Below are 24,493 nucleotides of genomic sequence, written 5' to 3'. Positions count from 1 at the left end.
CCGGAAGCCCTCAGCGCAGGTAGCGCCCGTCGGCCTTGAGCATCGACAGCTCGGAGAAGGTCAGCCCGCGGTGCTCGCCGGGGCGGTACGACACGGCGATGCCGCCGATGTCCAGCGTCTTGAACGACTCCAGGCCCTTCTGCAGCGACTCGGGCGTGGGGTTCGCGCCCGCGCGCTTCAGGCCCTCGACCATGACCTTGGCCGCGACGTAGCCCTCCAGGCTCGCGTAGCCGAATTCGTTCACACCGATCTTCTTCATCGCCGCCTGGTACTCGGCGATGACGGGCATTGCGCTGTTCCACGGGTAGGGCACGACCTGCGAGATGACGACGCCGGCCGCGTCCTTCTTGATGTCCTGGAAGAGCTTCTGGCCGTTGAGGAAAGAGAACGAATAGAAGGCCGTCTCGCCGCCCGCCGCGCGGTACGCCGTGATGAACTTGGCCGCCACGTCGTTGGTGGCCGACAGCACCACCGCCTTGGGCTTGAGCTTGGCCAGTTCGGCGGCGCGCTCGGCCGCGTCGGAACCGTCGTTCTTGATCGCCACGCTGCCGACCATCTTGTCGCCGCGTTCGGCAATGAACTTCTGCGTGCTTTCCATCGCCGAGCGCGCGCCCGGGTTGTCGTTGTGCGCGAAGGCGATGCGCGAGAGGCCGATGGTGAACAGGTGGTTCACGATGCGGCTGTATTCCTCGTCGAAGCTGATGCGCACCGGGAAGCTGTAGTCGGTGAATTTCACGACCGGGCCCGCGCCTGTGTAGGCGCCGACGACCGGGATCTTCAGTTCGTTGGCCGCCTTGATCGCACCCACTGCCGACGAGGTGCCGATGGGCATCAGCACGCCGATGGCGCCGTCCTTGGCGAAGGTCTTGACGTTCTCGGCGCCCTTGGCGGGGTCGTAGGCGTCGTCGAGCTGGCGCAGTTCGACCGGCCGGCCGTTGATGCCGCCGTTTGCGTTCAGCGTGGTGAACATGGCACGGATGCCGATCAGCGGCTCGGTCGAGAGCGATGCGAGCGGGCCGGTCTGCACGTAGGTCTGGCCGATCAACAGGGGTTTGCCGGTCTGTGCATGCGCCGAAGCAGACAGTCCGAGAACGAAGGCGGCAAAGGCCGAGGTCAGGAGTTGAATCTTTTTGTGTGTCATGGTCACAAATGGTTAACGAATCGATCTTAAGGCGGTGCAAGAGCTTTGGGACCAATCGCCCCAAGTTGCGACGTGATCGGTGCAACGGCAAAATCCCACCTCATATTCGCCATGGGAATGCCACTCTCGCTCCTCCGACTGTCTTCGCTGGACCTGGTGCGGGGTTTTGTAGCCGTGGGGCGGCGCATGAGCATCTCGCTCGCGGCCGAGGACCTGTGCCTCACCCAGTCGGCGGTCAGCAAGCAGGTTCATGCGCTCGAGGGGCAACTGGGCGTGAAGCTGCTGGTGCGCGGCCACCGTTCGATCTCTTTCACCGCCGAGGGCGAGCGGCTCTTTCGCAGCGCCGACGGCGCGGTGCAGCAACTGCAGGACGTGATGGGCGGCATCCGCCAGGCGGGCGAGCAGCGCCCCATGACGCTCAGCGCCAGCATCGGCATGACCGGGCTCTGGCTGTTGCCGCGCCTCAGCCGGGTGCAGAAGCTGCATCCGGGCGTGGACGTGCGCGTCTCAGCCAACAACCGGCTCGCCGACCTGCGCAACGAGGGCATCGACCTTGCGATCCGCTACACCACGCCTGCGCTGGCACCGGCGGGCGCATTGCGGCTTTTCGGGGAAACGGTGGCGCCGGTGGCGCATCCCTCGCTGGGCCTGAAGATGTTGCGCGCGGCCGGGGCCGTCTCGCGCCTGTGCCTGCTCGACTTCGATGATCCGCAGCATCCGTGGCTGCAATGGAATGGGTGGCTGGCCTCGGTCGGCTGGGCCGATGCGAAACCGCAGGCCGTGCTGCACTTCAACCAGTACGACCAGTTGATCCAGGCCGCGCTGGCCGGGCAGGGCGTGGCGCTGGGGCGGCTCGAACTGATCCAGCCGCTGCTCGACGAAAGGCGCCTGGTGCGCGTGGATTCGCCCGTGCCCGCGCAGGCCTCGGGGCATGCGTACTGGCTGATCCAGGCCGAGGACGAACCGCGCGAAGAGGTGCGTCATGTGGCCGCCTGGCTGGTGGCCGAGGCGCGGCAGTCACGCGAGGCCGTGGATACCGGCACCGGTCTCTGAGCAGAAGGCCATCGCCTCGTCGAGGCGGTCGTTGCCCCAGAACATTTCGTCGCCGGCGAAAAATGTAGGCGCTCCGAAGATGCCTTTCTCGACCGCGATCTCCGTCTGGCGCCGCAGCCGCGCCTTGTTCGCATCGGACAGCGCTTCTTCGATGATCCGGTGCGCCGGAAGATCGAGCGAGGCCAGCAGGTCGCGCATCGCCTGCGGCGAATCGATGTCGCGGTCTTCGGCGAAGTTCATGGCCATCGTGCGCCGGCAGAACTCGCCCATCCAAGGCTGCGCCGCGCCGACCAGCGCGATGCGAAGCGGCAGCACGGCCGCCCTCGGAAACTGCGTGGGCTGCCGCCACGGCAGGCCGTATTTGCGGCACTGGCGGGCCATGTCCTTCCAGGTGTAGTCGCCCTTTTCCTTCTGCAGCACGAAGGGCGACGACGACCAGCCGAAGGACCGGAAGATCGGCCCGAGCAGAAAGGGCTGCCAGCGGATGCGGACGTGTTGGCGGGCCGCTTCGTCCTCGATGCGCATCGCGCTCAGGTAGCTGTAGTTGCTGCCGAAATCGAACCAGAAGTCCAGCACAGGGAGGTCGCGCGGAGTCATTCGAACACCACCAGGCAGCGGGCCTCGATGCTCTCGCGCAGCGGCGCGTCGGCCGGCGCATCGGGGTGGTCGAAGGCCGCGTGCGGCGTGAAGCGCGAGACGCCGCCCAGTTGCGAGTCGTACTGCTTGAAGATCAGCGCCTCGTGCCGGTCCATCGCCGAAAAGTAAGACCAGCGGTGTGCGGGCGAATGCGTGGCCAGGTAGATCTCGCCGGTGCGGCGCGGATAACGGACCTCGGCATTCACCAGGTCATTCGCCATCACCGAACGCGCATCGCAGACGGCCAGCGGCGTGTCGAGCACCGGCCCCTTGATCGAGCGCCAGATGTTGACGATGCAGTAGCGCCGCACGGCCGCCGCTTCGTCGGGGTCGGTCAGCACCATGCCGAGCCGGCGGCGGCCGGAGTCCTCGGTGTAGTCGTTGTGGATGCGGCCGTTGGCGGCGGCCTTGCCGTTGGTGGCGCGGCGGCCGAAGCTCAAGGCGGTGCGGTCGGCCTCGCGCTGGCGCACCAGGTGATCGAACACATGGGCCCGCGTGCCGCCCGTGACCGCGAGCGCCAGTTCGGCCACCTCGCGGTGGTAGATGGCGGTGACCTCGGCGTCGTCGAGGAAGTCGGAGACGGCCGTGGGCGCATCGCGCAGCACGAAGCCTTCGCGCTCGATGTCGGTCGGCGTCGCGGCTCTGCGGGCATCCGCGATCGGCATGGGGCGCAGCTCGTAGCTGCCGCTTTCCCAGGGCGTGCCGGGCGGCGGCGCAAAGGTGTAGCTGAAGGGGCGCAGGGCGGAAGGCTGCAGGTAGTTCAGGCCGGCGGTGACGGTGGGGTGGTTCATGCGGGGCTCCTTGGTCTGAGGGGCATTGGAGCGAAAGCGCGGCGCCGGCTCAAACGACTTCTGCGCGCCTTGGCATGAGCCAAAGGAATATGAGAAAGCCTGTTGCGAAGAAAGCCTTCTTCCTTCTTGCGAGCCATGAAATACTGTATAAAAATACAGTTAACAGTTGCATCATGGGCCTTCCTTTCCTCGACTCCTTTTCCGCCGCCGCGGGCCGTGGCGTCTGGCATGCCGACGAACTCGGCCTGGCCGACGCGCAGGTCGTCGCGACCGGCCACGCCGCGCTCGACGCCGAGCTGCCCGGCGGCGGCTGGCCGGTCGGCGCGATGACGGAGCTGCTGCAAAGCGCGCCCGAAGCGCATGTCTGGCGGCTGCTGCTGCCCGCGCTGGCGCAGGCGGTGGAGGCGCGCGGCGGGCCGGTCGTGCTGATCGGCGCGCCTTACGAGCCCTGCGGGCCGTCGCTCGCGGCGCAGGGGCTGCCGGTGGAGGCGCTGATGTGGATCAAGAGCGATGCGCCGCCCGCGCGCCTGTGGGCCTGCGAGCAGGCGCTGCGCTGCGCGGACGTGGCCACCGTGCTGGCGTGGCTGCCGCAGGCGCGGGTGGGCGAATTGCGGCGGCTGCAGCTGGCGGCCGCGCAGCACGACGTGATGCTCTTCGTGTGCCGGCCCGAGTCGGCCGCGCGGGGCGCTTCGCCCGCACGGCTTCGTCTTCAGGTGGAAAGCTGCGCCGCGGATTCTTCGCAGATCGAGTTGCACATCCTCAAGCGCCGCGGTCCGCCGCTGGCCGCGCCGGTGATGCTGCCGGCGCGCAACGAGCGCATGACGGCGCTGCTGGCCGCCGCCCGGCTGCGCCGCAAGCTGCGCCTGCAGCAGCAAGGCACGGTGCCGGTTGGCGACACGGCAACGTCCGCGACCGTGGTCCGCATCGACGCGTGGAAAGGAGGCCCCAATGCACTGGATCGCATTGCGGTGGTCGCTTGACTCCGACGCGCCCGACGCACCGCAGTTGCCCACGCCCGAAGCGCTGGGCTGGTGGGCGCTGGAATACACGCCGCACGTCGCCTGGCAAGACGAGGCGCTCATGCTCGAAGTCTCGGCCTGCGAGCGCCTGTGGGGCGGGCGGCTGCAACTGATGCGGCAACTGGTCGCCGCGAACCCCGCGCCCGATGTGCGCATGCTCGGCGCGCAGGGCGCCACGAGCCTGATCGCGCTCGCACGGCTGCGGCTGTTCGAACGGCAGGAAGAGCGCCCGAAGGACATGCCGGCCGGCCTGCCGCTGGACACGCTCACCGCCGCCCGCCCGCACCTCGACCTGCTCGCGCGCCTGGGCTGCCGCACCTGGGGCGAGGTGGCCGCCTTGCCGCGCGGCGGCCTCACGCGGCGCTTCGGCACCGAGCTGCGCAAAGCCCTCGACACCGCCTGGGGCCTGCGCCCCGAGGGCCACGACTGGCTCACGCTGCCCGATGTGTTCGAACAGAAGCTGGAGCTGCCCGCGCTCGCCGAGACCGCGCCCGAACTCATGTGGGCAGCCAACCGTTTGCTTTCGGCGCTGCAGATCTGGCTGCGCGCCCGCCAGCGTGGCGCTCGCGCGCTCGAGCTGCAGTGGACGCTCGACCTCAAGCGTTTCAACGGCGTGAACCTGCCGCCGCACCAGCAGGTCACCGTGCGCACGGCCGAGCCCACGCAGGACCTCGCGCACCTGCGCCGCCTGCTGTCCGAAAAGCTCGCCCTCACCACGCTTGCGGCGCCCGCGAGCTGGCTCAAGCTCCGCACGCTAGAAACCGATCCGTGGGCCGGCGCCAGCACGAGTTTTCTGCCCGAAGACAACCGCAAGGGCGACAAGCTGCACGAGATGGTCGAGCGGCTCAGCGTGCGGCTCGGCGCGCACCAGGTGGTGGTGCCCTGCGCCGAGGCCGATCACCGGCCCGAGCGCAAGCAGGCATGGCGGCCCGCGCTGCAGAAAGACAAGGCCGCGCCCGGCAAGGCGCGCAAGGAAGCGAAAGCCGCAGCCTCGCAGCCCGATGCGATCTATCCGCCGTGGCTGCTGCCCGAACCCGTGTTGCTCGAGATGGACGGCGAGCGCCCGTGCTACCGCGGCCCGCTGAGCAAGCTGATCGGCCCGCAGCGCGTCGAGGCCGGCTGGTGGGGCGGCAAGGAAGACGGCGGCCAGCCGGCGATGCGCGACTACTACGTGGCCGAAAGCCCTGAAGCTGGGCTGGTGTGGATCTTTCGCGAGCGGCACTCGGCGCTGTTTTCTTCAGGCGAAGTGCGCTGGTACCTGCAGGGGTTCTATGCCTGACCTGAGTGCCAAGGAAGAGCGCAAGCGCCAGCCTGCCAAGGTGCATGCGCTGCCGGTGCCGTTGCGCAAGCACACCGTGGCGGCGTTGCCGGACTATGCCGAGCTGCACTGCCTCACGAACTTCAGCTTTCAGCGCGGCGCGTCGACGCCGGAAGAAGTGGTCGAGCGCGCCTACCAGCTGGGGTATGCAGCGTTGGCGATCACCGACGAATGCTCGGTGGCCGGCATCGTGCGGGCATACGTCTGCAGGCGCGACATGGAGCACACGCTCGACGAATACGAACGCGAGAATCCCGAAGAACCGCCGATTCCGCGCAACCTCACGTTTCGCCTGCTGTTCGGCAGCGAGTTCCGCTTCGAGCGCTTCAAGCTTGTGGTGATCGCGAACGACACCGAGGGCTGGGGCAACCTCTGCGAGTTCATCACCGCCGCGCGCAACACCGAACTGCCCAAGGGCGAGTACCGCGTGAGCTGGGAGGACAGCGATGTGGCTTCGCTGCAGAACTGCCAGGTGCTCTTCGTGCCGCATCGCGAGCCCGGCGGCGCAGTGGATGTCGCCACGCTGCACGAAGACCTGCTGGCCGCCAAGGCGCTGTATGCAGGCAACCTCTGGCTGGCCGTGGAAATGCTCAACGAGCTGGACGACGACCTCTGGTTCGTCACGCTGATGCAGGCGAGCGAGCAGACCGGCGTGCCGCTCGTGGCGGCCGGCGATGTGCACATGCATGCGCGCAGCCGCAAGCCATTGCACGACGTGCTGACGGCCGTGCGCGAAGGCAAGACCGTGGCCGAGTGCGGCTTTGCGCTGCAGTCGAATGCGGAGCGGCATCTGCGGCAGCGGGTTCGGCTGGCGGAGCTTTATCTGCCCGAAATGCTGGCGAACACGCTGGTGGTGGCAGAGCGGTGCAGGTTCGATCCGAAGGTCATTCGCGACAACTACAAGTACCCGCTGGAAATGTTGGGCAGCAACGAGACGGCGACGCAGACGCTGGCGCGCAAGACATGGGCGGGGGCGCAGGAGCGATATTCAGGCGGCATTCCCGATGCGGTGCGGGCGCAGCTGCACAAAGAGCTGGATCTGATCCGCGAGCTCGAATACGAAATGTTCTTTCTCACCGTGGAGAACATCGTGAGCTTTGCGCGCTCGAAAAAAATTCTTTGCCAGGGGCGCGGGTCGTCGGCCAATTCCGTCGTCTGCTATTGCCTCGGGATCACCGCGATCTCCCCCGAAAAAAGCCACCTGCTGTTCGAGCGCTTCCTGAGTCGCCATCGTCACGAGCCGCCCGACATCGACGTCGATTTCGAACACCAGCGCCGCGAAGAAGTCATCCAGTACATCTACGAGAAATACGGCCGCGAACGGGCCGCCATCGCCGCCGTCGTCATCTGCTATCGCTCGCGCAGTGCGTTGCGCGACGTGGGCAAGGCCATCGGCATCGACGAGCGATTGGTCGATGAATTCGCCAAGGACCACTACTGGTTCGACGATGCCGTGCTCGGCGAACAGTTGAATGCCGCGTGCGCGCGCGTCGGCGTGAAGGAGGACGAATTCAAGCTCGTCCAGTGGATCGAGCTGACGCAGCGGCTCAAGGGCTTTCCGCGCCACCTGAGCCAGCACGTCGGCGGTTTCGTGCTCACCCACACCAAGCTCACGCGGCTGGTGCCGGTCGAGAAGGCGTCGATGAAAGACCGCTCCGTCATCCAGTGGGAAAAGGACGACCTCGAAGCCATGGGAATGCTCAAGGTGGATGTGCTCGCGCTCGGCATGCTGAGCGCCATTCGCCGCGGGCTCGATCACATGAACCGCTGGCGGGGCTCGATGGTGCAGATGCACGATGTTCCCCACGACGACCAGAAGGTGTTCGAGATGATCTGCGACGCCGACACGGTGGGCGTCTTCCAGATCGAGAGCCGGGCGCAGATGTCGATGCTGCCGCGCCTGAAGCCGCGCTGTTACGAAGACCTGGTGATCGAGGTGGCGATCGTGCGGCCCGGGCCCATTCAGGGCGGCATGGTGCATCCGTACCTCAAGCAGCGCGAGCGGGTGCGCAAGGGCTTGCCGATCCTCTATGAAAAAGACGAACTGAAGCCTGCCTTGGAACGCACGCTGGGCATTCCGATCTTCCAGGAGCAGGTGATGCAGATCGCCATGATCGCGGCCAAGTTCAGCGCCGACGAAGCCGACCAGTTGCGCCGTGCCATGGCGGCGTGGAAGCGCAAGGGCGGCCTCGACAAGTTTCACGCGAAGCTCGTGGATGGGATGGTGGACAACGACTACCCGAGGGAGTTCGCCGAAGCCATCTTCAAACAGATCCTCGGCTTCGGCGACTACGGTTTCCCAGAGAGCCACGCCGCGAGTTTCGCGCTGCTGGTCACCGTGAGCAGCTGGCTCAAGAACTACGAACCCGCCTGCTTCCTCGCCGCATTGCTCGACTCCCAACCCATGGGCTTCTACAGCCCCTCGCAACTCGTGCAGGACGCGCGCAGGCACGGCGTCGAGGTTCGCCCGGTCGATGTCACGCACAGCGATTTCGACACCACGCTCGAAGCCCGCGCGCCCGATGCGCCGCGCATGCCGTCAAGCACCGACGCGCGCTATGCCGAGCGCCTGGGCAACGAGAACCAGCCTGCGGTGCGGCTCGGGCTGAACCGCATTTCAGGCCTCTCCAAGGAAGGCGTCGAACGCCTGTTGAAAGCGCGCGCTCAATCGCCCTTCACCAGCACCGAAGACCTCGCCCTGCGCGCCGAACTCGACGGCAAGGACATGGCCGCGCTCGCCGCGGCCGATGCGCTGATGTCGCTCTCGGGCCATCGCCGCCAGCAGGTGTGGGACGCCACGGCGCAGCGCCGCTCGCCGGCCTTGCTCAAGGGCGTGCCGATCAACGAGCAGGTGCTGCTGCTGCCCGCGGCGCCCGAGGGCGAGGAGATCGTCGGCGACTACGCATCGCTCGGCCTCACGCTGCGCCGCCATCCGCTTGCGCTGCTGCGCCCGCGCCTTTCGCGCATGAAGCTCATGAGCGCCGAGGAGCTGCGCGCGCAGCCCACCGGCCGCACCGTGCGCGCCTGCGGCATCGTGAAAGGCCGGCAGCGGCCCGGAACGGCCAACGGCACCATCTTCGTCACGCTGGAGGACGAGACCGGCAACGTCAACGTGATCGTCTGGAGCCACGTCATCGATGCGTGGCGCGAGCCGCTTTTGAAATCGCACCTGCTCGCGGTGCAGGGCACCTGGCAGCGCGACGACGACAGCGGCGGCAAGGTGCAACACCTGGTCGCCACCGGCTTCAAGGATCTGACGCCGCTCATGGGTCGGCTCGCGCAGAGCAACACCAGCCGGGATTTCCATTGATCGCGTCCATTCGCGAATGAAACCGATCGTTCCACGCCTCGCGCGCCCCATGACTTTTCGCTAACCTGTTCCCCATGTCCGCACTCGCACTCGACCCCCTCGTTGCCACGCCGATCGGTCCGCCGCCGCCCGCGCCGGACGTGCCGAATCCGGTGCCGCAGCCACCGCCCCCGCCACCACCCGAAGGCGATCCGCCGCCAGTCGTCCCGCCGGTCACCGACCCGGGATTTCCACCGCCGGTGGTCGAGCCGCCGCCGATGCAGACCGCAGGTGCGACGGCAACGGCAACGGCAGTGGCCGAAACGGCAGACGCGACCGCCACGGTGCCCTTCGGCAAGCTGCACGCGCGGCGCCTGCGCGAGATCTACCGCTCGGCCGGCTGGCCGTGCTGCGACGCCATCGAGGTCGAGCTGCTGGCCGGCGGATTCCTCGAACGCGTGCGCACATCGCATGGCCACGAGACCTTGCGCGTGACCGACGCCGGCATCGCCCGCATCGCGACCACGCTCACCATCAACCGCGCGGCGCTGACGCCGCACGAGGCGCTGGTCGAACGCGTGGCGCGCGAGATGACGCGCGGTGGGCGCATCGCATGGCGCGGCCTCGGCCTGCGCGCGCGCCTGCCGGCACTGGAAGAGGGCGGCAAGCCGCGCTGGTGCATGGCGCGGCCCGATGTGTTTTCGATTCGCAACACCAGCGTCGAGGCCTATGCGCACCCCATCGTCCACGAGGTGAAGGTCAGCCGCGCCGACCTGCTGGGCGACCTGCGCAAGCCCGACAAGCGCGCGGCCTACCTCGACCTGGGCGGCGAGTGCTGGTACGTGCTGGGCAACGACGCGCGCGGCCGCTGCATCGCCACGCCCGAGGAAGTTCCCGCCGAGTGCGGCGTGCTGGTGCTCGAAGGCGAGCGCCTCGTGGTGGCGCGCGCCGCGGTGCACCGGCCCATCGAGCGCATGCCGTTCGCAGTCTGGCTGGCGCTGGCCAAGGCGCAGCCGATTTCGGGCTTCGACGAGGATGTGCAGGACATGCTGATCTAGCGGATCAGCCCGCCAGCGCGATCAGGTGACCGCTTCGTAGCTCTGGTGCGCAATGGCGACCACGTCGCCGGGCTGGAACTGGCTCGCCATCTGGCGCATGGCTTCTTCGCGGTCTTCGGTGCTTGCCGACGCATCGAACACTTGGTCGCTGATCTCGAGGATGTCGCGCACGATGCGCTCGTGGCGGTAGTAGGCGAGGGCGACTGCATCGATCTCCGCGGCGCCGTAGCCTTGATAAAACTGCGCTTCTTCCTCCGGCTGGTTCCAGACGTGGCCGACGCCGCCGCCGATGAACATCAGGTCGCGCTCCTTGGGCGCGAGAACGAGCGTGTCCCAGTCGACGATGACCAGTCGGTCGTCATCGCCCAGCAGCACATTGCCCGCGTGGATGTCGGCATGGCATACGACCTGAGGCAATGCCTTCTCCAGCAGGATCGACGCGAGCTGCTCGCTGCGATAGACCAGCGTGTCGATCTCCTCGTCGTGCTGTTCCCAGAAGGCATGGAACCGCTGGACGATGGCGTCGCCCACGAAGCCGTTGATGAAGCGGCGCTGGTAGCGCCTGACGCCTTCGCGCCAGCGGTGCGCGTAGGTTTCCTTGGGGATGCTTGCGAGCAGTGCGGGCGGCAACTCGGTGCGATGAATGGCGGCGAGTGCCGCGCCGAGAGCGGTCCACTGCGCGGTTGTCAGGGCGCGTTCGAATCCGTTCAGGCCTTCGAAGAAGGGATAGAGCATCCAGTCGAAGCCGTAGCGCTGCACGCTGAGTTGACGGTCCGTTGTCGGCAACGGCGCCATCACCGCGGCGATGCCTTTGTCGTGATGGAGAAAGGCCGGCACGGCAACGGCCGTCTTGTCGAAATCGCCGCTGCGCAGCTTCAGGAAATACGCCGTGCCGTCGTTCGCCTGTACACGGAAGACCGCGGAGTGAACGTCAGCGCCCAGCGGAAGGAATTCAGCGTCTGTCGCCTGGAGGCCGTAGGTTTCGGCGAGGCACTTGTGAATGGCGTCGTGGGCGATATCGGGTGGTGTCAGCATGCAGGGGTGTGAGGGGCGTTCGTTCGATGGGCACCGAAAATTGTCTCACCCGATAAGGCCACGAAAGCTGACTTCCCTGTGTCAGACGTCGTCGTCTTCGTTGTCTTCGTCAGCTTCGTAGGTGGCCAGCACCTGGTGCTCGACCGGATGCGAAGTGAACGAGCGCACGAGCAGGAATTTCCTCACGCGCCACGGGATCGGCGGCAAGCTCATCGGATAGGCCGCGCCTTCGGTTCGCCGAGCGATGGTGATGTGCGGCGTGAAGGTCGGCGTTTCCGTGGAAATGCCCGCCTGCCGTACCGCACGGCCGATGTCCGCATGCAGCGTGCGCAAAGCGCCGTGCTCGGCGGGCTGCAGCACCGCGATGTCGTTGCGCCATGTGCGTGAGCTGTCCAGCACGAGATTCATGGGCTGCACGCGGACCTGGGCGAGCGCTTCGCAGAGGCGCTTTTCGACAGCCTTGGGCTGGTCGCTGAAGCAGTGGAGCGTCAGGTGCAGCCGTGGGCTGCGCGGAAAGTAGTGGCCCTTGGGCCAGATCCAGTCCTTGCGGTGGGTTTCGATGGCTGCCTGCACCTCGGGCTCGGGAAAGAGCGCGATGAGCAGGTGCCGTTGCCGCTCGAAAGGGGCGGAGTCCCAGTCGGGTTCCGGGTCGTCCGGAAGATGGTCGCCACGGTTGAAATCGTCCATTTCAGTTCTCCTGGAAAAAGATGAAAGGCGGGTTCAGGTCTCCGACGGCCACCAATGCGCGGCCGTCGTCCGGATGACGCGCGCCGCCTGAACGCGGACGTCATCCATTTCATTGCTGCTGTCACCGAGGCCCTGTTCCCGGACCACGCGGAAGGGCCAGGTCGAGATGCGGCCTGCACGTTGGCGCGGCTGCATCGGGTGCCGTCGGGCGAGAGAAGAGGAGAAAAAAAGAACCTGCGCGGAGGGCGCAGGCGGATTGGCGGTGGTCATGGAGTCGCCTCGAATGTTGCTCTTGGAGACGATCTATTCTAGAGAAAACACTGTATCTATGTACAGTATATTTGCAGCCTATCGGGGGTCGCTGCCGAGCAGCGCGTCGAGGTCGATGGCCGCCGCCATCGCCTTGTAGCCAGCGTCGCCCGGATGCAAATGGTCGCCCGAATCCATCGCCGCCTTCAGGCGGATCGGCCGCGCCGGATCGCGCAGCAGCGCGTCGAAATCGACCACCGCGCCGAACGCGCCGCTGTCGCGGATCCAGCGGTTCACTTCCTGGCGCACCTTGTCCTTCCCGGGGGAGTGGTGGCCTTCGAGTGCCGTGCCTTCCAGCCCGCGTTCGTTGGGCGTGATCGTGCCGGCCACGATGCGCACGTTGTGGGCGTGGGCCAGCGCGATCAGCTGGCGAAACCCCTGGATCAGTTCTTCCGCCCGCACCGCCGGCTCCTGCGGCGCGAAGGGGCCGCCGGGCCAGCCGATGTCGTTGGTACCCAGCAGCACGATCACGGCGCGCACGCCCGGCTGCGCGAATGCGTCGCGCCCGGCGCGTTCGAGGGCGGCGTGGCCCATGCCGTCCTTCATCAACCGGCCGCCGGAGATGCCGGCGTTCAGCACGCCGACGCCGCGCGGCGCCAGGCGCTCGGCCAGCGCATCGGGCCAGCGCGTGTTGGCGCCGGGCGTGGAACCGTTGCCGTCGGTGATCGAATCGCCCAGCGCGACGACGGTGGCCGGTGGCGCGGGCGTTTCGACGATGAGGCCGCTGACGTAGACGCGCGTGCTCCATTGCGATGCTGTTGCGGGCAACTGCACGGCGCCGGTCAGGTCGCCGCCTGCGACGTACGCCGTCTCGCGCGCATCGAAATGAAAGCCCGCAGGCTGGCTGGGCTTCGGCAGATAGAGCGACACAGCGACCTCGCTGAGCGCGGGCAGCGGCAGGTCGACCGGATCGCTGACAAGACGTGCGCCGGGCGGCACGGTCACCTCGGCCAGTCCGCCGAAGCGCACGGCGCGGTCCGTGCCGTCAACGATGGCCGACCCTTCGCTGTGCCGCGCCACGCGCGCCGCGCCGATGTACAGCGGCGCCGTGCCGCCTTCGTTGCTGATCACCACGCGCAGCTTCGCGCCGCCGATGCTCAGCCGCGCCACCTGGCGAATGGTCTGCCGGTTGAACTGGAAGGGCAGGCCGCTCGGCAGCACGAAGTCGCCGCCCCAGATCGGCTGGGTGCTGGCCATCCAGCTGGGGCTCCAGTACGTGCGTATCGGCGGCGCAGTCTGCGCCGCCGATACGGCGGTGATGCCCGCGAGGGTCAGCGCCGCGGCGCCGTGCTTGAGGATCGATCCGAAGGTGGATGCATGCATGTTCGTGTCCTTGAAAGTGAAGCGAGGGCCTGACTTTCTTCCATGCAAGTTCGGATGGGTAGATGGCAAAATTGCATCCAACGCATTCCTGAATCGAATACACCATGGACACCTTGCGCGCGCTCTCGGCCTTCGTGCACAGCGTCGAACTCGGCAGCCTCTCGGGCGCCGCCCGCGCGCTCGACACCACGCAGCCCACCATCAGCAAGCTGGTCGCGGGGCTGGAGCGGTCGCTGGGTGTGCGTCTGATGCGACGCGGCGCCACTGGCTTGAGCCTCACCGAAGAAGGGCAGCGCTTTCACGAGCGCGCCCGTCGCGTACTGGAGGATTACGGCGATGCCGTCGCCAATGCGCGCGAGCAGGTGCAGCAGCCGCAAGGCCTGCTGCGTGTGAGCGCGCCGGTCACCATGGGGCAGCGGCACCTCAACGCGATGGCGATGGAGTTCCTGCGGCTCTACCCCGACATCGAACTCGAACTGGTGCTCGACGACCGCTTCGTCGATCCGCGCGAGGAGCGCATCGACGTTTCGCTGCGCGTGGGCGGCGCGCTGCCGCCGGACCTTGTTGCGAAGCATCTCGGCTCATGGCCCCGCGTGCTCGTTGCATCACCCGACTACATCGCCGCGCGCGGCAAGCCTCGCAACCCGAAGGACCTGCTCTCGCACGACTACATCCGCTACGCAGCCGGCGACGATGGCGTCCTGCTGCAGGGCCCGGAAGGCGCCGTGACCGTGCCGGTGCGCAGCCGCTTGCGCGTGAACAACGCGGTGGCCATGCTCGACAGCGTGCTCGGCGGCGCCGGCATCTCTCTGCAACCGACATGGATGGTGGCCGGCCATCTGGCCGATGGCAGCCTGGTGCGCGTGCTCGCGCGCCACACGGGGCCGGCGCAGGAGGTGCACCTGCTCTATGCCCCGCGCCGCCACCAGCCGCTGCGCGTGCGCGTGCTGGTGGACTTCCTGGCAGAGCGCGTGGCGCAACTGCCAGGGGCTCTGCGCAAGCCGACTCAGTTGAGCGGCAAGCGCAGGTAGGTGCCGCGCAGCGGCTCCTGGCCCGCGCCGGGCTTGTTCCAGTCGCACACGCCGCTCGGGAAGATCGTCTGCAGCCGTGCGAGGTCGGCGCCGGCAATCGTCACCGAATAGTCGGCCGCGTTGACCGGCTTGAGCTGGCACTTGAGCACATCGTTCACCATCGGCGAGCCGGCCACGAGGCGCGGCGTGGTGAAGCGCGGGTACACCGCATTGCAACTGGCTGCCGGGTCCATCGATGCGGGCTCGTCGATGCGCGTTCCGGTCTTGTTCCAGCAGGCGTCGTTGGCGCCTGCGGGCTTGTTGCGCACCACCTTGTCGGTCGAGGCGAGCGCCGGGTCGGCGGCTATGTTGTCCAGCCACTTGTTCATGAGGTCGATGGAGCCGCTCATGTAGTCGTAGCCCGAGGTAGAACCCAGCGTCCAGATGATCTGGTTGTCGCTGCGGCCGTTGGCACGCTGCAGGCGAGCCCGGATGATCAGGTCTTGCGTCGTGTCGTGGATATCGCCCACCGCATCGGCGTTGCCGCGCTGCGTGATGATCGGAATGTTCGCAAGGCCCGGCCCCCTGAAGCTGTTCTTGAAGCCGCCGGCATAGGTGAGCTTGAGCGCATCGGAATCGGCTTCGGAGCGTGCGGCCTGCGTGTTGCCGTCGCCATCGAAGCCGCCGACTTTCTCGTTCAGGTCGAGGAATTCCTTCACCGAGATCGCGCCGCTGTTCAGCGCCGCCAGGCCGTACTGCAGGCCGATGTTGTCGAGCGGCCGGCGGGCTTCCTGCGTGCCGGGCCGCTTGCCCAGCAGGTTCACGTTGGTCTGGAAGAGGTCGCAGCGGATGCCCGTCGGATTGGTCGCGCGGTTGAAGATGTTCGCCACATTGGCCGGGTCGGTGAACCCGCAGCCCGCCGCGTTGTCCGACTTGATGATGCTCGCGAAGGCCGCGTCCCATGACAGGCAGGTGTTGGTGTTGAAGCCGTTCACCGCGTTCTGCTTGGCCGTCGTCCAGGTGGTGGTGTCGAGCTTGTAGACGTTGTTCAGGAGGCGGCACTCCATCACCTCGGGCATCAGCGTCTCGGGGAACGACACGATCGGCTGGATGCCGTCGAGCAGGCCCGGGTAGAGCTGAGCGATCAGGTACTGCTGGATCGCGCCGCCCGAGCCGCCGAAGCCGGCGGTCCACTTGGGCACCTCGCCGAATTCCTCGATGACGTGCTCCTTCATCATCATCAGCGTCTCGCCCTGCAGGTGCGGGTTGGCGTGCTGGTTGTTCCAGAGCTCGGTCGAATTCATGAACGCAAAGCCGCGCGAGAGCTGGATGTGGCCGACGTCACCGAGGATCGACTCGATGGGGTGAACGCCCTGGTTGTACTGGGCCGAGCCGCAGCAGTCGAAGTAGGCGACGAGCTTCTTGTTCCATCCCTTGCCGGGCTTCCAGACCGCGGGCGAATCCTTCGCCGGGTTGTCGAGCACCGCGAGCCGGTACACGCCGCGGTTGATCGTGCCCGACTCCACGCGCACGATATAGGGCACGGTGACGCCGTCGTTTGTGGTGGTCTCGGCGAGGTCGGCCGGGCGCGGGCCGGTAGGGTCCGCCAGCGGCTTGAAGGTGTTGGTCTTGGTGCGGTAGTACTAGACCACCTGCGTCGTGGCCGAGCAGTTGGCGTCGAGCGCCGCGCCCAGGCCGTTCTGCACCGTGCGGCATTCGTACGGCGAGATGTGCGGGCCCGAGAGGATCGGCCCGGTGATCGGGTAGTTGACCAGCTTGGCCTCGGTGCGCTGCGCTGCAACATCGGCGTTGCTCACCACCAGCGTGTTGACGCTGCCCGTGGTGCTGGCCGCATCGGTCGTGAGGCCGGTGACGAGGCCGCGCAGCACGCGTGTCGTGCTGTTGACCACCGGCACCTGCGAGGTCACGTCTTTTCCGTTCAGGCTCACGCGCACCTTGTCGAGCGCAACGCCCACGGGCGCGGTGATTTCGACCAGTGTGTCGCCGCCGCTGATCATGTCGGGCGCGGAGGAGAGCGTCTTGACCTGGAACGCGGCCGGCGTCTGTGCCGCGGGCGGGGGGCTCACGCCCGGAATGAACGGAAACACCGAGCCGCCGTCGGACCCTCCGCCGCAACCTGCAACGAGCAGTGCGCCGGCCATCGCGATGCCTGCGGCGGCAACCTGGACACGGGGCCACGGAGAAACCCGCTTGTGCGGGCGGCGAGGTGTAGCGAGCATGGAAGTCTCCTTCTGTTATGTGTTCTGGAAGATTAAGGATGGACGTTCCACGCTGCGGTCGTCGCGACGACACATGAGGCGCCAATCGCTAGAGGTAATCCCTGATTCCGCACCGGCCTCGAATGCGCAACCGATGGAAGACATGGTGCGCAGGTCGCGATGGGCCGCAGGTCTTTCGCCCGCCGACCTCGAGCACGTGCTGGGCAGCATGCAGGAGCGGCAGTTCGCGCGCGGCGCCTGCATCGCGCGGGCCGGGCAACGGGTCGAGCACTGGATGGGGCTCATCGACGGCTTTGCCAAGATGTCGGTGGCGTCCGAAGAGGGGCGCGTCTCCACGCTCACCGGCGTCTCGCACGGCGTGTGGTTCGGCGAGGGCTCGCTCTTCAAGCACGAGGCGCGCCGCTACGACGTGTTTGCGCTGCGTCCCACGCGGGTGGCGCTGATGCCGCGCCGCACCTTCGAATGGCTGCGCGGCACCAGCGTGCCGTTCAACCACTACCTGCAGGACCTGCTGAACGCGCGGCTGAGCCTGTTCATCGGCGCGCTGGAACACGAGCGGCTGCTCGACACCGATGCGCGTGTCGCGAATTGCCTGGCGAGTCTTTTCAACCCCGACCTGTATCCGGACGCCCCGCGCTTCCTGGAAGTGGGGCAGGTCGAGATCGGGCTGCTGGCGAACGTGTCGCGGCAGCGTGTGAACGTGGCGCTGCAGCGCCTGCAGGCACTGCAACTCATCCGCCTGGAGAAGCGGGGATTGACCGTGCTCGACCTGGGCGGGCTGGTCAACTACAAGGCCAACGACACCGGCGCGCCGCCCGTGCGGTGCGCCTGAATCGGTGTCAGCGCAGCATCACTCGGCGCGGACTTCGAAGTACGCCTCGTCCGCCTCGCCCAGCGCGCGAAATCCCGCCGTCTTCGCCGCGTCGTAGGCCTTGGCCCAGCGCGCGGCCAGCGCGATTTCGTCCTTGGTGAGTTCGTCGGCGCTGGATTCGCTGGCGTTCTCGAATGCCTTCAGCGCCGGCTCGACCTCGTCGCCCAGCAGCTTGTCGAGTTCGCGGCGAAAGCGGGTCTCCGCGGTGGCGATGACGTCGCTCGGCGCGTCGGGAAAATCGATCAGGGTCACGGTGTAGCTCATGGGGCGCGATGCTACGTGATGACCATGACCGCACGTGACGGCGCGCACAATCGCGGCCATTCCTTTCGACCCAGCCCCGCCGCGCCGTGAACCTGCATCGCCTCGACCTCGTCTCGCTCTCGCTCTTCAACCTCGTGGTGCGCACCGGCAGCATCAGCAAGGGCGCCGAGCTTGCGCACCTGGCGGTGGGCGCGGCGAGCAAGCGCATCTCCGATCTCGAAGCCGCGGTCGGCACCGAACTCTTCGAGCGCCATTCGCGCGGCGTCACGCTCACCGTCGCGGGCGACGCGCTGCACCGGCATGCGCAGCGCATTCTGAACGACGTCGACCAGCTCGCGGCCGACCTGTCCGACTACGCGTCGGGCGTGCTCGGCGTCGTCCGGCTCTGGGTCAACACCTCGGCCGTGACGCAGTTCCTGCCGCGCGAGCTCGCGAGCTTCGTGGCGGCCAACCCCGGCATCCGCATCGAGCTCGAAGAGCAGAACAGCAGCGAGATCGTGCTTGCCGTGCTCGACGGCCGCGCCGACGTCGGCATCTTTGCCGACCGCACGCCCACGCTGGGCCTGGACATCGTGAACTACCGAGAAGACCGCCTGGTGCTGGTGGTGCCGCGCGGCCATCCGCTCGCGCGCCGCAAGAGCGTGCGTTTCGAAGAGGCCTGCGACTTCGACTTCGTGACCCTCTCGGGCGCCACCTCGCTCGCGCAGCGCCTGCAGGCGGCCAGCGAAACGCTGGGGCGGCGGCTCAAGCTGCGCATCCAGGTGCGCAGCTTCGATGCGATGTGCCAGATGGTCGCCGCGGGCATGGGCGTGGCGGTGCTGCCGCGCGAGGCGATCCAGCCGCACCTGCGTTCGATGAACCTGCGCGAGATCACGCTGGAGGACGAATGGACCCGCCGGCATCTCGTGATCGGCCTGCGCGATGCGGGCGCGGTGCCGCGCCACGTGCGAACCCTCATCGATCACCTCTGCGCGGGTTAACCCCTTCCAGCTTTCGCGATCCGCGAAAGCTGGGTGCGCGCCTTTGTCGTTCCTTCTTCGAAGCCGGCTGCCCAGCATCCGGGCATCGGATGCAGCACCCCGCCTGCATCCCCTCGGAGACAACAACACATGGCTTCCACGCTCCCCACCCCCAGCGCCTTGCAAGGCGTGCGCGTCATCGAGATGGGCCAGCTCATCGCCGGTCCCTTCGCGGGCAAGACGCTCGGCGAATTCGGCGCCGATGTCGTCAAGATCGAACCACCCGGCAGCGGAGACCCGCTGCGCAACTGGCGGCTGATCCAGGAGGGCACCTCGGTCTGGTGGCAGGTGCAGTCGCGCAACAAGCGCTCCATCGCGCTGGACCTGCGCAGCACCGAAGGCCAGGACATCGCGCGCAAGCTCATCGCCGAGGCCGATGTGCTGATCGAGAACTTCCGCCCCGGCACGCTCGAAGGCTGGGGCATGGGCTACGACGTGCTCTCGGCACTCAACCCCGGCCTCGTGATGCTGCGCATCTCTGGCTACGGGCAGACCGGCCCCTACCGCGACCTGCCGGGCTTCGGCGTCATTGGCGAGGCGATGGGCGGGCTGCGCCACCTCACAGGCGAGCCGGGGAATGTGCCGGTGCGCTGCGGCATTTCCATCGGCGACACGCTGGCCGCGCTGCACGGCACCATCGGCGTGCTCACGGCGCTCTATCACCGCAAGGTGAATGGCGGCAAGGGCCAAGTGATCGACGTTGCGCTCAACGAGGCGGTGTTCAACGTCATGGAAAGCCTGGTGCCCGAGTACAGCGCCTTCGGTGCCGTGCGCGAGCCCGCGGGAAGCGCGCTGCCCGGCATCGCGCCGTCGAACGCCTACCGCTGCAGCGACGGCTTCGTGCTGATCGCGGGCAACGGCGACAGCATCTTCAAACGGCTGATGCAGACCATCGAGCGCGACGACCTCGGCGCCGATGCGGCGCTCGCCGACAACGCGGGCCGGGTGGCGCGCGTGGATGAACTCGACCGCGCCATCGAGGCCTGGACGCTGGTGCGCTCCGTGGCCGAGGTGCTCGAAGTGCTCGGCGCGGCGCGCGTGCCCGCCGGCAAGGTCTACACCGCCAGGGACATCTGCGAAGACCCGCACTACCGCGCGCGCGACATGCTGCTGCAGCAACGCACGCGCGACGGCCACGACATCGAGGTGCCCGGCGTGGTGCCCAAGCTCATGGGCACGCCGGGCACGGTGCGCTCCTCGGCGCCCGGCCTCGGCGACGACACGGATTCGGTGCTCGACGAACTCGGCTTCACCGCCGATGACATCGCCGCCTTGCGCGGCAGAAAGGTGGTTGCATGAACAACGCGGACAACGCAGTCTGGAACGGCGCCTCGCGGCGCATCAGGATGTACGAGGTCGGCACGCGCGACGGCCTGCAGGCCGAAGCGGCCTTCGTGCCGACCGAGGACAAGATCGAACTGGTCAACGCGCTCTCGCGCGCGGGCATGGCGAAGATCGAGGTCACGGCCTTCGTGTCGCCGAAGGCGATTCCCGCGCTGTCCGACGCCGAGATCGTGCTGCGCGAGATCGAGCGCGTGCCGGGCGTGGTCTACAGCGCGCTGGTGCCCAACGTGCGCGGCGCCGAGCGCGCCATCGATGCACAGGCCAACGAGATGAACCTCGTCATGTCGGCCAGCGAGAGCCATAACCTCGCCAACCTGCGCATGACGCGCGAGCAGTCGCTGCGCGGCCTTGCCGAAGTGGCGTCGCTCGCGCGGCAGGCCGGGGTGGCGGTGAATGTGTCGCTGTCGTGCAGCTTCGGCTGCCCGATCGAAGGCGACCTCGCCGAGAGCGATGTGCTCGCATGGTGCGGGCGCTTCATCGACGAGATCGGCGCGACCGGCATCACGCTGTGCGACACCACGGGCATGGCCTACCCGGGGCAGGTCGCGGGCATGGTGCGCGAGTTCATCGCGCGCTGGCCCGCCACCGACCTGACCCTGCATTTCCACAACACGCGCGGCATGGGCCTCGCGAACGTGCTCGCGTCCATCGACGCGGGCGCGCGCTGCTTCGACGCCTCGATCGGCGGCATCGGCGGCTGCCCCTATGCGCCGGGCGCCTCGGGCAACGTGTGCAGCGAGGACATCGCGCATGCGCTGGAACTCATGGGCTACGACACCGGCATCGACATGCAGGCGCTGACGGCCGCCGCGCGCCGGCTGCCGGCGCTCATCGGGCACGACACGCCGAGCCAGATCGCGAAGGCCGGGCGCCGGCTCGACCTGCATCCGGCACCGGCCGATTTCGAGGCCACGCGGGCGCGGGCCCTGGCGCGCGAGCATTGATTCCATCGATTTCAATTTCACAGAAAACCAGGAGACAAAGACATGAGACAGCAACCGAATCCCTCATCGCCGGTACGCCGCAGCCTCTGCGCGCTGACCGCTTTCGCAGCGTTGATCGGCAGCAGCAGCGCCTTCGCGCAGACCTACCCCACGCGCCCCGTCACGATGGTCGTAGGCGCCGCGGCCGGCGGCACCACCGACATCGCGGGGCGCATGCTGGCCGATCCGCTCGGCAAGGCGCTGGGCCATTCGGTCATCGTGGACAACAAGTCGGGCGCGAGCGGCGTCATCGCCGCGGTGCAGGTCAAGCGCGCCGAGCCCGATGGGCAGACGCTGCTGATGCAGTACTCGGGCTACCACGTCATCTCCCCGCATGTGGTCAAGCAGAAGCAATGGGCGCCCGAAGACCTGCGCGCGGTGGCCAACGTGCTGAGCGCACCGCAGGTGGTGGTGGTGCGCGCGGACGTGCCGGTCAAGACCATGGCCGAGCTGATCGCCTACGCCAAGGCGCACCCGGGCAAGCTCACCTTCGCATCGTCGGGCCCCGGCTCGTTGCAGCACGTGACCGGCGCCATGCTCGAGCAGCAGGCCGGCATCCGCATCACGCACATTCCCTACAAGGGCACGGGCCCGGCGCTGCAGGACCTGCTGGGCGGCCAGGTCGACATGACCTTCGGCACGCCGCCGCCCTTCATGCCCTTCATCCAGTCGGGCAAGCTGCGCGCCATCGCAGTGACCGGCAAGACGCGGGTGGCGTCGCTGCCGGGCGTTCCGACGGCTGCCGAGGTCGGCTTGCCGAACCTCGATGCGACCTCGTGGTTCGCGGTGTTTGCACCGGCCAAGACGCCGCAGCCGGTCATCGACCGGCTCAACGCCGAGATCTCGAAGATCGTGGCGACGCCTGCGTTCCAGCAGAAGGCGGCCGAGCTCGGCGCGACGGCCGACTACATGAACGCCAAGCAACTCGATGAGTTCAGCAAGGCCGAGTTCGTGCGCTGGGGCAAGGTGGTGGAGGCCGCGAAGATCGAGGCGGAGTGACCTGGCACCAAGGTCCGGTATCCGCATCCGCATCCGCATCGCGGCCGTCGTGCGCGTCCTGACTACTGCACCGTGATCGCCTTGGCTGTCAACGAAGCATCGAAGTTCAGCATCGACGGGTACTGCGGCCAGTTGACACCCAGTGCCGCGTTGTTCGGGTCTCCGCCGCGGGCGAACGCCGCAAGGCTCTTCATCATCGCGTCCGAGAGCTCCAGCCGGCCCGGCTCGTTCGCCTTCGAGTTCGCGAACTTCGAATAGAGCGAGGGGCCGAAGTTGCCGAACACGAAGGGCAGGTCGAAGGTGTGCGCGGCGCCGAAGATGTCGTTGAACGGCGCCGGCGACTTGTCCCAGTTGAACTGGTACCACCACAGCGGCACGTTCTGCGCCTGCAGCACCGGAAAGATCTGCTTGCGCAGCGCGATGAAGAAGTACTGGTTGTACAGGTCGGTCCGGGCGTTGAAGCCGGTGACCGGCGTCGTGACGGGCAGGTACTGGCCGGGAATCCATTGCTCCAGCGAGGTGGTCGGCGCGGCGTTCGGGTCGTAGCTGTAGGCCATCGAGAACACCGTCGGGTCGTCCAGGAGCCGGCCGCTGATCCCGCCGAACGCGGGCGAGGTGGCCAGGTTCTGTGGGAAGAGCTTGGTCTCGTCGCGCGTGTAGCCGGCCAGCACCGGCACCTTCAGGAACTGCCCCGCGTTGATCGCCGCGATCGGATCGACCGGAACCACCGTGCCGTCGTTCAGCGGGTTGGAGGCCGAGAGGCCCAGCGGCACCAGCTTCTTGAGCACCGTCTGCAGCAAGGTGTCCGCGCTCTTGGACCGGAGGTACGCGGCCAGATCGGCGTTGCTCTGCCTGGCGATGTAGGTCGCCGCGGCCGCGTCGTCCGCCACGGTGCCGTCGGCCACGAGCAGGGCGCTCAACAGTGCGTTGACCTGGTTCGGCTTGGTCGTGGCGGTCGCTACGCCGCCGCTCAGCGGAACCAGCCGCTGGAACAGCGCCGGCTTGGCGTTGGCCACCAGCGGCGAAACCATCAGCGCGTAGATGTTGACGGCGCCGGCCGACTGGCCCATCAGCGTGACGTTGGCTGGGTCGCCGCCGAAGTTCGCGATGTTCGCGTTGACGAACTTCATCCCCTTGATGAGGTCCAGGATCGCGTAGTTGCCGGAGTCGTCGTTCGCATCGGCGCCCGTCTTGAGCTGCGGCGAGGCGAGGAAACCCATGATGCCGAGGCGGTAGTTCACCGTGACCACGACCGCATTGGCCTTCTTCGCGAGCGCGGCGCCGTCGTACACCGGATCGCCCGTGTAGCCGGTGATGTTGCTGCCGCCGTAGACGAAGACGATGACGGGCAGTTTGTCGGTCGCCTTGGCTGTCGAGGGCGTCCAGATGTTGAGATACAGGCAGTCCTCGGCGCCGGTGGTCTTGCCGATGGAGGTGCCGATGGTCGCGTCGTACTGGTTGTTCTGGCCCGGGCCGTAGAGACGGCCGGTCTGCACGCAGGCGTTGCCGAGCTTCTGCGTCGTCTTGACCGTGCCCCAGGGCTCCGGATCGACCGGTGCCTTCCAGCGCAGCGCACCGACCGGCGGCTTGGCGAAGGGCACGCCCTTCCAGTTGTAGGTGCCGTTCGTCGCGGAATCGTCGGTGCCCAGCACGCTGCCGTAGATGGTGGTGCGCTGCAGCGGCGAGGCCGCGGCCGGGGGCGGTTCGGCGGGCGGCGGGGCGGTCGCCGTGGGCGGGGGGAAGGGCGTGAACACGGGGTTGTTGCTTCCCCCGCCGCCGCAGGCGCTCAGCTGCAGCAGGGCAAGGACGGCGCAGGCGGTGCCGGCGCGCAAGTGGCGAATCATGTGGAGTCTCCGTTTTTCTCTGTTGTCATGGCCGCCAGGCAGGCTGCCGGCCGTCTTTGACCCGCCGGCCTGCATGCAGGCCCGGTGGGCGACCACAGTCTGGGCAGGGCGCAAGCCGATTCCAATGTGGCGCGCGCACATCGTTCGGGCTGGTTCTATGTGAGCGCTGCTGCGGGATTTCACCAAGGCGGTGCAGCCGCCTGTGCGGCGCATACTGCGCCAAACCCCACAAGCCGGCCCCTTCGGGGCCAGGGCGACTG

The 24,493-nt window shown here is 67.6% G+C and carries 20 protein-coding genes and 1 pseudogene; 11 read left to right on the top strand and 10 right to left on the bottom strand.

From position 1 onward, the window contains the following. Positions 1 to 10: 10 nt before the first annotated feature. Complete coding sequence (locus QFZ83_RS16435) at positions 11 to 1,141, bottom strand: ABC transporter substrate-binding protein (protein ID WP_307508117.1); 1,131 nt, start codon at positions 1,139 to 1,141, stop codon at positions 11 to 13. 117 nt (positions 1,142 to 1,258) lie between these two features. On the opposite strand from QFZ83_RS16435, the gene QFZ83_RS16430 reads away from it, so the two are divergent. After that, entirely contained in the window at positions 1,259 to 2,194 is a 936-nt protein-coding gene (locus QFZ83_RS16430) for a LysR substrate-binding domain-containing protein (protein WP_307512732.1), read from the top strand. On the opposite strand, the gene QFZ83_RS16425 is transcribed toward QFZ83_RS16430, so the two are convergent. Further along, positions 2,159 to 2,791, bottom strand: a complete 633-nt coding sequence (locus tag QFZ83_RS16425; RefSeq protein WP_306877122.1) for a 2-hydroxychromene-2-carboxylate isomerase — start codon at positions 2,789 to 2,791, stop codon at positions 2,159 to 2,161. The two genes, QFZ83_RS16430 and QFZ83_RS16425, sit on opposite strands and share 36 nt — an antisense overlap. Further along, on the bottom strand, positions 2,788 to 3,621 hold the full coding sequence (locus QFZ83_RS16420) for a CmcJ/NvfI family oxidoreductase (RefSeq protein ID WP_306877121.1): 834 nt from the start codon (positions 3,619 to 3,621) through the stop codon (positions 2,788 to 2,790). Before QFZ83_RS16420 ends, QFZ83_RS16425 begins: the two co-directional genes overlap by 4 nt. A 173-nt stretch (positions 3,622 to 3,794) precedes the next feature. On the opposite strand from QFZ83_RS16420, the gene imuA reads away from it, so the two are divergent. The 4 genes from imuA (at position 3,795) to QFZ83_RS16400 (ending at position 10,305) form a co-directional block, all read left to right on the top strand. Continuing rightward, positions 3,795 to 4,601 carry a translesion DNA synthesis-associated protein ImuA gene (gene imuA / locus QFZ83_RS16415; protein ID WP_306877119.1) on the top strand — a complete coding sequence of 269 codons (807 nt, stop codon included), beginning with the start codon at positions 3,795 to 3,797 and terminating at the stop codon, positions 4,599 to 4,601. Beyond that, complete coding sequence (locus tag QFZ83_RS16410; protein WP_307508115.1) at positions 4,570 to 5,919, top strand: DNA polymerase Y family protein; 1,350 nt, start codon at positions 4,570 to 4,572, stop codon at positions 5,917 to 5,919. The genes imuA and QFZ83_RS16410 overlap by 32 nt, the downstream gene beginning before the upstream one ends. After that, the gene (locus QFZ83_RS16405; protein WP_307508113.1) at positions 5,912 to 9,268 is read left to right on the top strand and encodes an error-prone DNA polymerase; all 3,357 of its coding nucleotides are present in this window, start codon (positions 5,912 to 5,914) and stop codon (positions 9,266 to 9,268) included. The genes QFZ83_RS16410 and QFZ83_RS16405 overlap by 8 nt, the downstream gene beginning before the upstream one ends. A 74-nt stretch (positions 9,269 to 9,342) precedes the next feature. After that, positions 9,343 to 10,305 (top strand): hypothetical protein, encoded by a 963-nt coding sequence (locus tag QFZ83_RS16400; protein ID WP_307508111.1) that lies wholly within the window; start codon positions 9,343 to 9,345, stop codon positions 10,303 to 10,305. 21 nt (positions 10,306 to 10,326) lie between these two features. Here the strand turns inward: QFZ83_RS16400 and QFZ83_RS16395 are convergent, their stop codons facing one another. The 4 genes from QFZ83_RS16395 to QFZ83_RS16380 all read right to left on the bottom strand — a co-directional run bounded on the left by QFZ83_RS16395 (position 10,327) and on the right by QFZ83_RS16380 (position 13,659). After that, positions 10,327 to 11,340: an aminoglycoside phosphotransferase family protein gene (locus QFZ83_RS16395; RefSeq protein WP_307508109.1), complete on the bottom strand. Its 1,014-nt coding sequence runs from the start codon at positions 11,338 to 11,340 to the stop codon at positions 10,327 to 10,329. 81 nt (positions 11,341 to 11,421) lie between these two features. Then, the gene (thpR, locus tag QFZ83_RS16390; RefSeq protein WP_307508107.1) at positions 11,422 to 12,027 is read right to left on the bottom strand and encodes an RNA 2',3'-cyclic phosphodiesterase; all 606 of its coding nucleotides are present in this window, start codon (positions 12,025 to 12,027) and stop codon (positions 11,422 to 11,424) included. A 33-nt stretch (positions 12,028 to 12,060) separates the two neighbouring features. Further along, complete coding sequence (locus QFZ83_RS16385) at positions 12,061 to 12,297, bottom strand: hypothetical protein (RefSeq protein ID WP_306877111.1); 237 nt, start codon at positions 12,295 to 12,297, stop codon at positions 12,061 to 12,063. 78 nt (positions 12,298 to 12,375) lie between these two features. Then, positions 12,376 to 13,659 carry an SGNH/GDSL hydrolase family protein gene (locus tag QFZ83_RS16380; RefSeq protein WP_307508105.1) on the bottom strand — a complete coding sequence of 428 codons (1,284 nt, stop codon included), beginning with the start codon at positions 13,657 to 13,659 and terminating at the stop codon, positions 12,376 to 12,378. 104 nt (positions 13,660 to 13,763) lie between these two features. Between QFZ83_RS16380 and QFZ83_RS16375 the strand changes: the two genes are divergently transcribed. Continuing rightward, positions 13,764 to 14,690 carry a LysR family transcriptional regulator gene (locus QFZ83_RS16375; RefSeq protein WP_307508103.1) on the top strand — a complete coding sequence of 309 codons (927 nt, stop codon included), beginning with the start codon at positions 13,764 to 13,766 and terminating at the stop codon, positions 14,688 to 14,690. Here QFZ83_RS16375 and QFZ83_RS16370 read toward each other — a convergent pair. Further along, a pseudogene (locus QFZ83_RS16370) lies at positions 14,666 to 16,831 on the bottom strand (DUF6351 family protein). The gene QFZ83_RS16375 and the pseudogene QFZ83_RS16370 overlap by 25 nt on opposite strands. 220 nt (positions 16,832 to 17,051) lie before the next feature. Between QFZ83_RS16370 and QFZ83_RS16365 the strand changes: the two are divergent. Beyond that, positions 17,052 to 17,741 (top strand): Crp/Fnr family transcriptional regulator, encoded by a 690-nt coding sequence (locus QFZ83_RS16365; RefSeq protein WP_306877107.1) that lies wholly within the window; start codon positions 17,052 to 17,054, stop codon positions 17,739 to 17,741. Positions 17,742 to 17,759: 18 nt separating this feature from the next. Here QFZ83_RS16365 and QFZ83_RS16360 read toward each other — a convergent pair whose 3' ends face one another. After that, complete coding sequence (locus QFZ83_RS16360) at positions 17,760 to 18,044, bottom strand: hypothetical protein (RefSeq protein ID WP_307508102.1); 285 nt, start codon at positions 18,042 to 18,044, stop codon at positions 17,760 to 17,762. An 86-nt stretch (positions 18,045 to 18,130) separates the two neighbouring features. On the opposite strand from QFZ83_RS16360, the gene QFZ83_RS16355 reads away from it, so the two are divergent. The 4 genes from QFZ83_RS16355 to QFZ83_RS16340 all read left to right on the top strand — a co-directional run bounded on the left by QFZ83_RS16355 (position 18,131) and on the right by QFZ83_RS16340 (position 22,389). After that, complete coding sequence (locus QFZ83_RS16355; RefSeq protein ID WP_306877104.1) at positions 18,131 to 19,024, top strand: LysR substrate-binding domain-containing protein; 894 nt, start codon at positions 18,131 to 18,133, stop codon at positions 19,022 to 19,024. A gap of 129 nt (positions 19,025 to 19,153) precedes the next feature. Continuing rightward, on the top strand, positions 19,154 to 20,362 hold the full coding sequence (locus tag QFZ83_RS16350; protein ID WP_307508100.1) for a CaiB/BaiF CoA-transferase family protein: 1,209 nt from the start codon (positions 19,154 to 19,156) through the stop codon (positions 20,360 to 20,362). Further along, complete coding sequence (locus tag QFZ83_RS16345; protein WP_307508098.1) at positions 20,359 to 21,351, top strand: hydroxymethylglutaryl-CoA lyase; 993 nt, start codon at positions 20,359 to 20,361, stop codon at positions 21,349 to 21,351. Before QFZ83_RS16350 ends, QFZ83_RS16345 begins: the two co-directional genes overlap by 4 nt. Before the next feature lie 42 nt (positions 21,352 to 21,393). Next, positions 21,394 to 22,389: a tripartite tricarboxylate transporter substrate binding protein gene (locus tag QFZ83_RS16340; protein ID WP_307508096.1), complete on the top strand. Its 996-nt coding sequence runs from the start codon at positions 21,394 to 21,396 to the stop codon at positions 22,387 to 22,389. A gap of 62 nt (positions 22,390 to 22,451) precedes the next feature. On the opposite strand, the gene QFZ83_RS16335 is transcribed toward QFZ83_RS16340, so the two are convergent. Further along, positions 22,452 to 24,233 carry a carboxylesterase/lipase family protein gene (locus QFZ83_RS16335; protein WP_307508094.1) on the bottom strand — a complete coding sequence of 594 codons (1,782 nt, stop codon included), beginning with the start codon at positions 24,231 to 24,233 and terminating at the stop codon, positions 22,452 to 22,454. Positions 24,234 to 24,493 lie beyond the last annotated feature (260 nt).

The sequence above is a fragment of the Variovorax sp. W1I1 genome (assembly GCF_030815625.1).
GTDB lineage: Bacteria > Pseudomonadota > Gammaproteobacteria > Burkholderiales > Burkholderiaceae_C > Variovorax > Variovorax paradoxus_C.
The sequence above is the reverse complement of the archived record's forward strand: the minus strand, read 5'-3'. Positions and strand labels throughout refer to the sequence as shown.

Bases quoted from the DNA above. Each gene is read 5' to 3' on its own strand.
- QFZ83_RS16400 (WP_307508111.1), top strand. From the start codon at position 9,343: ATGTCCGCACTCGCACTCGACCCCCTCGTTGCCACGCCGATCGGTCCG.
- QFZ83_RS16375 (WP_307508103.1), top strand. From the start codon at position 13,764: ATGGACACCTTGCGCGCGCTCTCGGCCTTCGTGCACAGCGTCGAACTC.
- QFZ83_RS16365 (WP_306877107.1), top strand. From the start codon at position 17,052: ATGGTGCGCAGGTCGCGATGGGCCGCAGGTCTTTCGCCCGCCGACCTC.
- QFZ83_RS16435 (WP_307508117.1), bottom strand. From the start codon at position 1,141: ATGACACACAAAAAGATTCAACTCCTGACCTCGGCCTTTGCCGCCTTC.
- QFZ83_RS16340 (WP_307508096.1), top strand. From the start codon at position 21,394: ATGAGACAGCAACCGAATCCCTCATCGCCGGTACGCCGCAGCCTCTGC.
- QFZ83_RS16420 (WP_306877121.1), bottom strand. From the start codon at position 3,621: ATGAACCACCCCACCGTCACCGCCGGCCTGAACTACCTGCAGCCTTCC.
- QFZ83_RS16335 (WP_307508094.1), bottom strand. From the start codon at position 24,233: ATGATTCGCCACTTGCGCGCCGGCACCGCCTGCGCCGTCCTTGCCCTG.
- QFZ83_RS16345 (WP_307508098.1), top strand. From the start codon at position 20,359: ATGAACAACGCGGACAACGCAGTCTGGAACGGCGCCTCGCGGCGCATC.
- QFZ83_RS16410 (WP_307508115.1), top strand. From the start codon at position 4,570: ATGCACTGGATCGCATTGCGGTGGTCGCTTGACTCCGACGCGCCCGAC.
- QFZ83_RS16380 (WP_307508105.1), bottom strand. From the start codon at position 13,659: ATGCATGCATCCACCTTCGGATCGATCCTCAAGCACGGCGCCGCGGCG.
- QFZ83_RS16430 (WP_307512732.1), top strand. From the start codon at position 1,259: ATGCCACTCTCGCTCCTCCGACTGTCTTCGCTGGACCTGGTGCGGGGT.
- QFZ83_RS16350 (WP_307508100.1), top strand. From the start codon at position 19,154: ATGGCTTCCACGCTCCCCACCCCCAGCGCCTTGCAAGGCGTGCGCGTC.
- QFZ83_RS16360 (WP_307508102.1), bottom strand. From the start codon at position 18,044: ATGAGCTACACCGTGACCCTGATCGATTTTCCCGACGCGCCGAGCGAC.
- QFZ83_RS16425 (WP_306877122.1), bottom strand. From the start codon at position 2,791: ATGACTCCGCGCGACCTCCCTGTGCTGGACTTCTGGTTCGATTTCGGC.
- QFZ83_RS16385 (WP_306877111.1), bottom strand. From the start codon at position 12,297: ATGACCACCGCCAATCCGCCTGCGCCCTCCGCGCAGGTTCTTTTTTTC.
- imuA (WP_306877119.1), top strand. From the start codon at position 3,795: ATGGGCCTTCCTTTCCTCGACTCCTTTTCCGCCGCCGCGGGCCGTGGC.
- thpR (WP_307508107.1), bottom strand. From the start codon at position 12,027: ATGGACGATTTCAACCGTGGCGACCATCTTCCGGACGACCCGGAACCC.
- QFZ83_RS16395 (WP_307508109.1), bottom strand. From the start codon at position 11,340: ATGCTGACACCACCCGATATCGCCCACGACGCCATTCACAAGTGCCTC.
- QFZ83_RS16405 (WP_307508113.1), top strand. From the start codon at position 5,912: ATGCCTGACCTGAGTGCCAAGGAAGAGCGCAAGCGCCAGCCTGCCAAG.